Source organism: Haloarcula sp. JP-Z28 (genome assembly GCF_011440255.1).
Taxonomy (GTDB): domain Archaea; phylum Halobacteriota; class Halobacteria; order Halobacteriales; family Haloarculaceae; genus Haloarcula; species Haloarcula marismortui.
Window position 1 is genome coordinate 38,731 of the sequence record NZ_JAAOHT010000023.1, and the last position, 8,341, is coordinate 47,071.

Sequence of the window (8,341 nt, forward strand, 5' to 3'; positions counted from 1 at the left end):
ATGGAAAAGGGTCGTGGCCGCCTTAGCCCTCGATGAAGCCGCTGGATTCGTACGCGTGGTCCACGACTTCGAACACCTGCAGCAACCCGACGGGATCACCGTTCTCGTCGAGGTCGATGGGGCCGCTCACGCCGGTGTAATCCACGTCCGACGGTGAGCCACCGTTCGCCAGAATCTCGTGTGCGTCCTCGTATGAGGTCGCCTCCTCACCCTCGGGACGGGTCACGTCCCGGACGACTTCCATGAGCGCCGAGCCCGTGAACTCGTCGGCGGCTTCGATAGCGAGCGCGCTGACGACCACCGCGTCGTAGGCGTAGGCCGACCACGACGTGGGTTCTTCGCCGAAGCGCTCTTCGAACTCCGAGACGAACGCCTGGTAGTTCTCGGCGTCCTGCGGGACGCTCGGAACCACGGCCTTCATTCCGTCGAGGCTACCTTCGGGAGCTGACTCGAGGACTTTCGGGCCTTTGACGCTGTCGCCGCCGTACCAGGCGGCCTGATCGGTAACACCCAGGTCGAACGCTTCCTGGGACATCGTCGCGAACTCCGGCTGGTAGGTGATGAACACCCACGCGTCAGCGTCGGTGTCAGACATCGAGGAGATTGTACTGCTGTAAGAAGACTGACCCTGGTCGTGGGGTTCGTTGTAGACGATTTCTCCGTCGTAGGCCTCGATAAAGGCCTCGCCGACGGACTGCCCGTAATCGTTGTTGATCCAGGCCAGCGCGGCGGACTCGTTACCGTCTTCATCGAGGAGCGACGAAATCGCTTCCGCCTGTGCCTTGCCGGCTGGCGGCATCCGGAGCAGGTCCGGGAAGTTCGTCAGGTTCGGGCTGGTGCTGTTCTGACTGATCTGGACGACGTCCGTGTTCTGGACGACGCTCTCGTGGATGGCCGTGCTGACGCCGCTCCCGACAGTACCGATGAGCAGCGGAACCTCTTCCTGATTGACGAGTGTCTGGGCTGCACTGACTCCACCCTGGCTCGTACTCTGGTCGTCCTGCTGTGAGATCGCCAGTTCGCCGCCACTAACACCGACGGAGTTGATATCGTCAAGCGCGATTTCCTTGCCGCGCTGGTTCCGCTGACCGAACGCCGACAGTGAACCGGAAAGGCTGTCAACCATCCCGATGGTGTAGGTTTCGGAGCCTGAGTCCGTCGAGGAATCCGTCGATTCGCCGTCGCCGCCGTCGCCACCGTCGCCCCCATCACCTTCGTCGGGAGCACCACCGGAACAGCCGGCAAGGCCGACAAGTCCGGCACTGGCAGCAGCTTTGATTACGCTTCGCCTGTCAATCGAACGCGTGTCATGTTCGTTCATGGTATACTGATATCCTTTTTCGCAAGTCCCTGTATAACCGTGTCCCCGTCCATGGTAGGCACCATGTTCTGGACAGCATACGAGAAGCCGTGAATTAATACTTCTGGAACGCGTTTGCCGCATAGAGTATCGCTACGGCTATGGAACGAACGGAGTTCATCACAGTAGATACGCACACGGGCGGAGAACCGACACGCATCGTACTCGACGGTATCGAGGCCGACACGCTCGCCGGAGAGACTGTCCGAGAGAGGCGTGACCGGTTCGAAGCCACGGCTGACGGCGTCCGGAAACTCCTCATGCAGGAGCCCCGCGGACACGCGGACATGTTCGGCGCGGTCCCGGTCCCGACTGACCGGGCCGACCTCGGGGTTTTCTTCATGGACACTGACGGCTATCTGGACATGTGTGGCCACGGCCTCATCGGGGTCGTCACCGCACTCATCGAGCGGGGCGAGCTTCCCGAAGCGCCAGAGTTGACCGTCGAAACCCCCGCCGGGCTCGTCGACGTGACGGTCGAGATAGCTGACGGCGTCGTCCGTCGCGTTGCGTTCGAAAACGTCGACAGTTACGTCTGTGAGACGGTTACCGTCGAACAGGATGGCGTCCCGGTCGAGGCTCGTATCGTCTATTCCGGGAACTACTTCGCCGTGGTCGACGCTGACAGCCTCGGGGTCGTGCTCAACAGCGAGGACGCCACGCAGTGTATCGACCCCGCACTGGAACTCCGCCGAGCAGTCAACGACGCCGCACCCAAGGACCCAGTCACCGGAACGCGGGCAACCGTCTCAGCGGTCGAACTCACCGCTAGCGACGACAGCGACCGGAGCTGTGTGGTGTTCGCCGACGGCTCCGTCGACCGCTCCCCCTGTGGAACAGGCACGTGTGCGCGGTTGACGCTCCATCATGTCGACGGCGACCTCGCCGTCGGCGAGCGTGTCGAAGTTACCGGTCCAGTTGGGTCGACGTTCGAGGGGTATATTACCGACACCAGCGTCGACAGCGGTGTCACCGTGACCAGTCCAGTCGTTTCGGGCACAGCGCATATTACGGGCGAGCACACGTTTTATCAGAACGACGACGATACGCTCGGCAGTTTCACTCTCGCTTGATTTCAGGCTTCAAGTGCGTGATTTTTTTGGTAGGGGGTGCGTTTAGGCTGATATAGTGGCGTAGTTTCGATAATGATTCCGCCGATAGCGAACAACTTCGTCGCCGGGGAGACAGCGCCGGGGGCGCTCGACCACGTCGCTTCGCTCAATGACGACGATGTCAAGGGCATCCTGAATCTGTTAGGTGAACACTACGACGAGCGCCAGCCAGCCGACGAGGACGCAGACCAGTACGTCGAGTTGATACAGGAAATCGACAAGAGCGGCCTCGACTGCGCTGTCTCGGTCAAGCCATCACAGATCGGTCTCGATGTTGGGGACGACGTGTTCGTCGAGAATCTCGAACGTATCGTCGAGGCGGGTGACGACCACGGTGTCTTCGTCTGGGTCGATATGGAGGACTACACCACGACCGACGTAACCCTCGACGCGTACGAACGGCTCGTCACAGAACACGAGGGCGGCGTCGGCGTCTGTACGCAGGCGAACCTCAAGCGGACGCCCGAGGACCTCGAGCGGCTTGCACCCCTTCCCGGGAAGGTCCGGCTAGTCAAGGGAGCCTACTCCGAGCCCGAAGAGGTCTCCTACAAGAAGAAAGAGCGCGTCAACGAAGCCTATCGGGACTGTCTCGAACTGATGTTCGAGGAGTTTGAGGGCGGCATCGGCGTCGGTAGCCACGACCCGGCGATGATAGACTACGCGAAAGACCTCCACGACGAGTACGGCACCGACTACGAGGTGCAGATGCTGATGGGCGTCCGCGACGACGAACAACGCGACCTCGCCGCCGAGGGCATCCCGATGTGGCAGTACATCCCCTACGGCGACAAGTGGTTCTCCTACTTCTACCGGCGCGTCCGCGAGCGCAAGGAAAACGCGCTGTTCGCCGTCCGAGCCGTGCTGAGCTAAACTACTGGTCCGGGTCGAGCAGTTTTGCTTCTGCTTTCCGAAGGTGTTCGAGCAGCGTTGTCTTCGAAACGCCGAGTTTCGACGCGAGTTCGCGCGTCGAGATACCCCGTGGCCACGCGTAGTAGTCCTCCTGTCGGGCAAGTTCGAACGCCTCGCGCTGGCTGTCCGAAAGCCGGTCCATCCGGCGAAGCTGCTTCGGATTGCCGCCGCCAGCGGACGTGATTCGTGTGACCTCGATATCGGCCGATTGCTCCTCGCGGATCTCGTCGAGGAGTGACTCCGCTTCGTCGCGGGAGTCCGGGAAAAACACCGGCCAGTGCTCGCGACCATGCCGGACCCGAACCGGGTCGTTGTGGATGAACCCGCGCGAGAGCAGGCTGTCGCTGATAGTGTTGTCCGGATCGTACTCGACGAACAACTCGCGGGTCGTGTTCCCCGGCGACGAGCCCGTTCCAGTCGCGCCGTGACGCTCGCGCAACTCCAGCACAGAGTCGGTCAGTGATGAGTCACGAGTCGCGTCGATGAGCGCCTCAACGTCGCTAATACTGTCGGCGTACGCGGTGAACAGACCCTTCACGCTACCGTTCTGTGTGTTGTACACGCCGTGGGCCAGCAGACCCGCCGCCGTCTTGTCGGTGACTTCGAGCGTCCAGCAGTCAGGATGCCAGATGCTCAGGGTGAGTTGGAGTCCCCCGTGTTGTGATTGTGCGTTACTCATACTGAGCGCCCTCCGTATGAAGGGGTGCTAAGGATAGTCACGATATGGACGCAAATAAAGGTGCGGTTGATAAGGGGAACACCGACCATGGGAGATAATGCCGGATTGTAGAGGATATATCAGGTTATTGCCGACCCCTGACCATGGACGGTGGAACATATTGGTGGGGGACGCGTACAGTACCTATCATGAGTACAGACGACTCACGTCGACACTACATCGACGGTGAATGGACGACAGGCACCGGCGACGAAACGTTCACAAGTCAGAACCCGGCCACCGGCGAGGCCCTCGCCTCGTTCCACCGCGGAACGGAGGACGATGTCGACCACGCACTGGCTGCGGCAGAGGACGCCTACGACGAGTGGCGCTCGCTCTCGCACATCGACCGCGCGGAATACCTCTGGGACATCTACCACGAGCTGCGTGACCGCCACGAGGAGCTCGGGGAAATCGTCACTATGGAGTGTGGCAAGGAGATCAGCGAAGGGCTGGCCGACGTCACCGAGTCCTGGCACATGGTCGAGTGGGCCGCCGGCAACGCCCGCCACCCCCACGGCGACGTGGTACCGTCGGAGATCGCCAGCAAGGACGCCTACATGCGGCGCAAGCCGAAGGGCGTCGTCGGCTGTATCACCCCGTGGAACTTCCCGGTCGCTATCCCGTTCTGGCACCTCGCAGTGACGCTGGTCGAGGGCAACACCGTCGTCTGGAAGCCCGCCGAACAGACCCCGTGGTGTGCCCACATCATCGCCGAGATGTTCGAGGACTCGGGCATCCCGGACGGCGTGTTCAACCTCGTGCAGGGCTATGGCGACGCCGGCAACGCCATCGTCGAGGACGACCGCGTCGAGACGGTCCTCTTTACCGGGAGCGCCGAAGTCGGCCACAAGATCGCCTCCAAGGTCGGTGGCGAGCCCGGCAAGATCGCCGCCTGCGAGATGGGTGGGAAGAACGCCGTCGTCGTTACGGATGAAGCTGACCTCGACGTCGCCGTCCACTCGGCCGTGATGTCGAGCTTCAAGACGACTGGCCAGCGCTGTGTCTCCTCGGAGCGCCTCATCGTCCACGAAGACCTCTACGACGAATTCAAGGAACGGTTCGTCGACATCGCCGAGGACATTGCCGTCGGCGACCCACTGGAGGAAGACACCTTCATGGGGCCGCTCATCGAGGAGGATCAGGTCGAGAAGTTCAAACGCTACAACGACCTCGCCCGCGAGGAGGGCGCGAACGTGCTCGTCGACCGCGCCGACCTCGGTGCCGAGGAGATTCCCGAGGGCCACGAGGAGGGCCACTGGGTCGGCCCGTTCGTCTACGAGATCGACTACGACGAGGACCTGCGCTGTATCAACGAGGAAGTGTTCGGTCCCCACGTCGCGCTGCTTGAGTACTCGGGTGACTTCGACGAGGCGCTGGAGATGCACAACAGCGTCGACTACGGCCTCGCCGGGGCCATCATCTCCGAGGACTACCGCCAGATCAACCAGTTCCGCGACGAGGCGGAGATCGGCCTCGCCTACGGGAACCTCCCGTGTATCGGCGCGGAGGTTCACCTGCCCTTCGGCGGCGTGAAGAAGTCCGGCAACGGCCTCCCGAGCGGCCGCGAGGTCATCGAAGCCGTCACCGAGCGCACCGCCTGGACGCTGAACAACTCCAAGGACATCGAGATGGCACAGGGTCTGTCAGCCGATATCATCACCGATGAGTAAGTCCGTCCAGTCGCCGGAGGTCGGGTCCGTCTGTCCGCGCTGTCGCGGCGAGACGACGACAGCGAAAGGCATCGAGACGTGCACCGACTGCTCGTGGGTCGGTTGCCTCGGCGCTGACTGACGCGACGACCACGCTTTTTTGTACGGCCCCAGCGTCTGTCCCACACCGTGACGGGGGCCATGGACCGGGTTCACGGTCCAACTTTTCCAAACCTTAAACCTCTCCCCGTCGAAGTACCGTCTATGAGCGACAACGACAGCAGGAAGAACCTGCGGATGCCGGAAGAGGACGAGGTGTTCGCCGTCGTCATGGACATGCTTGGCGCGAACCGCGTCAAGGTACGCTGTATGGACGGCGTCGAGCGCACAGCCCGGATTCCGGGCAAGATGCAAAAGCGGATCTGGATACGCGAAGACGATGTGGTCCTCGTCGAACCATGGGACTGGCAAGACGAGAAAGCCGACATCACGTGGCGCTATGAGAAACAGGACGCCGACCAACTGCGCGAGGAGGGCCACATTCAGGAGTAGCCTGATATGTATCTGGCCGCGCGCTCGACGGAGGCACAAGCGTGACAGAGGGGCAGTTCGGCCTGCTCGATACGGACGACGTCGACTCACCGGGTGACGAATGGGAAGAGGTCGACGTTTCCGACACGGAAGCCGACCGTATCGCCCGCAAACGGGACCGCGAGTTCAGCGAGTTCCGCAAGCGCATCAAGGACGCAGACCAGTTCAAGGTCGAGGCCAGCGTCTTCGACGATGCCACCTACGGCGCGCTGTACAAGCTCGTGCAGGACGGCCACATCGACGCCTTCGGCGGGCCGATTTCGACAGGCAAGGAGGCCAACGTCTACACGGCGCTGTCGGGCGAGACGGAGGTCGCAGTCAAAGTATACCGCATCAACGCCTCCGATTTCAAGGATATGCGGAGCTATCTCGACGGCGACCCCCGCTTCGAGGGCATCGGCTCGGACAAAAAGAAGGTCGTCACCGCGTGGGTCCGCAAAGAGTCGTCGAACCTCAAGCGCGCCCGCCGGGCCGGCGTTCGGACGCCGGAGCCCATCGCCGTCGAGCGGAACGTCCTCGTGATGGAGTATCTCGGGACCGAGGAGGGCCGCAGCAAACGTCTCAGCGAGGTCCACATCGAGAACCCGGAAACGGCCTACGAGGTCGTCAAGGAGTACGCCCGGCGGCTGTACGACGCCGGCCTCGTCCATGGCGACCTCTCTGAGTACAACATCGTCTTCCACGAAGGGCAGCTGTATATCATCGACCTCGGGCAAGCGGTGACCATCCACCATCCCAACGCCGACGACTTTCTGAAACGGGACTGCCGCAACGTTGCGAACTTCTTCGCCAGACAGGGCGTCGACGCCACGCCGGAGGAACTGCTCGCGTACGTCCGAGAGTACGCGACGCCGAAAGACAAGGCCGACACCGCGCCGGGCAGCGACGACGACGCCGTCCCGCAGGGAACACCAGCCGACCGCCGCGACGACGAGTAGTCACCAGCTTTCTGTTCGCACGGATCGGTTTCGGCAGGTGAGAACGTATTGCCGTAGCGATAAGTGAATTGCTATCAGTACCAGTCATTCCGACGCTTTCTGGAGATGAAATCGCAGTACATCGCGGTTTTCACCCGTTTTCTCACAACTTATTTTGATTGTGAAAACCACAGTATGTAAGCTGTTAGATGTTGTATATCTCAGCATGGGTGACCTGTCACAGTGCTTCTCATGCCGGGTGAGTCGTCACTGGTTTGGCCCGAGTAGGTGCGACTGATGGACACCGACCCAGCAGACAGCAGTTCGGACCAACAGACAGCGGACAGCGACGACTCGGTCTCTGAACGCCTCATTGAGGGGCTGTCCTCGCATGCAGTGTTCATGCTCGACACAGATGGCATCATCACGACGTGGCCTGAGCCGGCAGCATCACTGTACGGCTACGACCGGGACGCGACAGTCGGCCAGTACGTTGACATGCTGTTTGCCGACCCCGAGGAGATGGAGACAACCGTTGAATCGCTGTTGATCGAGGTGGCGAGCGGCCCCGTCGAGACACAGCACTGGCACCGGCGGGCTGATGGGTCCGTGTTCTGGGCCACCCTCTCGCTCTCGCAACTCGAGGACGGAGAGCTGACAGGGTTCGTCGCAGTCAGCCAGGACACGACAGAGAAACACCAGTACGACAAGATGCTCGAACGACAGAACGACCGGCTCAAGGAGTTCACCGACATCCTCGCCCACGACCTGAAGAGCCCGCTCAGCGTCATCTCCTCGCGGGTGCATCTGGCCCGCGAGACGGGTGACGAGGAACACCTCGACGCCCTCGAAGAGACGAGCGACAGGATGGCCCGTCTCGTCGAGGACCTGCTCCGTGTCGCAAGGCAGGGAAACGTCGTCACCGACCCGGAGGCAACGAACGTTCAGGCCGTTGTTAACACCGCCTGGGAGGGACACGGCGAAACCACCGACCGAGCCACGCTCCACTACGAGGACATCGGCTCGGTGAGCGCAGACGCCGACCGCCTCATCGAACTGTTCGAGAACCTCTTTCAGAACAG

General features: G+C 61.8%; 9 protein-coding genes. 7 read left to right on the forward strand and 2 right to left on the reverse strand.

Going from position 1 to position 8,341, the window contains the following annotated elements; genetic code table 11:
- Nucleotides 1-22 precede the first annotated feature (22 nt).
- Complete coding sequence (locus G9463_RS10800; protein WP_165896686.1) at nt 23-1,321, reverse strand: ABC transporter substrate-binding protein; 1,299 nt, start codon at nt 1,319-1,321, stop codon at nt 23-25.
- A gap of 140 nt (nt 1,322-1,461) precedes the next feature.
- Here G9463_RS10800 and G9463_RS10805 point away from each other — a divergent pair, with 140 nt between their 5' ends.
- On the forward strand, nt 1,462-2,433 hold the full coding sequence (locus G9463_RS10805; RefSeq protein ID WP_127014041.1) for a proline racemase family protein: 972 nt from the start codon (nt 1,462-1,464) through the stop codon (nt 2,431-2,433).
- Between the two features lie 72 nt (nt 2,434-2,505).
- The gene (locus G9463_RS10810; protein ID WP_165896687.1) at nt 2,506-3,342 is read left to right on the forward strand and encodes a proline dehydrogenase family protein; all 837 of its coding nucleotides are present in this window, start codon (nt 2,506-2,508) and stop codon (nt 3,340-3,342) included.
- A gap of 1 nt (nt 3,343) precedes the next feature.
- On the opposite strand, the gene G9463_RS10815 is transcribed toward G9463_RS10810, so the two are convergent.
- On the reverse strand, nt 3,344-4,060 hold the full coding sequence (locus tag G9463_RS10815) for a helix-turn-helix domain-containing protein (RefSeq protein WP_005537081.1): 717 nt from the start codon (nt 4,058-4,060) through the stop codon (nt 3,344-3,346).
- Between the two features lie 188 nt (nt 4,061-4,248).
- Between G9463_RS10815 and G9463_RS10820 the strand changes: the two genes are divergently transcribed.
- The 5 genes from G9463_RS10820 to G9463_RS10835 all read left to right on the forward strand — a co-directional run.
- Nucleotides 4,249-5,772 carry an aldehyde dehydrogenase family protein gene (locus G9463_RS10820; RefSeq protein ID WP_165896688.1) on the forward strand — a complete coding sequence of 508 codons (1,524 nt, stop codon included), beginning with the start codon at nt 4,249-4,251 and terminating at the stop codon, nt 5,770-5,772.
- Entirely contained in the window at nt 5,765-5,893 is a 129-nt protein-coding gene (locus tag G9463_RS24335) for a hypothetical protein (protein ID WP_007189436.1), read from the forward strand. The genes G9463_RS10820 and G9463_RS24335 overlap by 8 nt, the downstream gene beginning before the upstream one ends.
- 122 nt (nt 5,894-6,015) lie before the next feature.
- Entirely contained in the window at nt 6,016-6,303 is a 288-nt protein-coding gene (gene eif1A, locus G9463_RS10825) for a translation initiation factor eIF-1A (protein WP_004516096.1), read from the forward strand.
- Between the two features lie 41 nt (nt 6,304-6,344).
- Nucleotides 6,345-7,280, forward strand: a complete 936-nt coding sequence (rio1, locus tag G9463_RS10830; RefSeq protein ID WP_165896689.1) for a serine/threonine-protein kinase Rio1 — start codon at nt 6,345-6,347, stop codon at nt 7,278-7,280.
- Nucleotides 7,281-7,556: 276 nt separating this feature from the next.
- Nucleotides 7,557-8,341: PAS domain S-box protein (locus G9463_RS10835; RefSeq protein ID WP_165896690.1), on the forward strand; the 785-nt coding region annotated here is incomplete at its 3' end.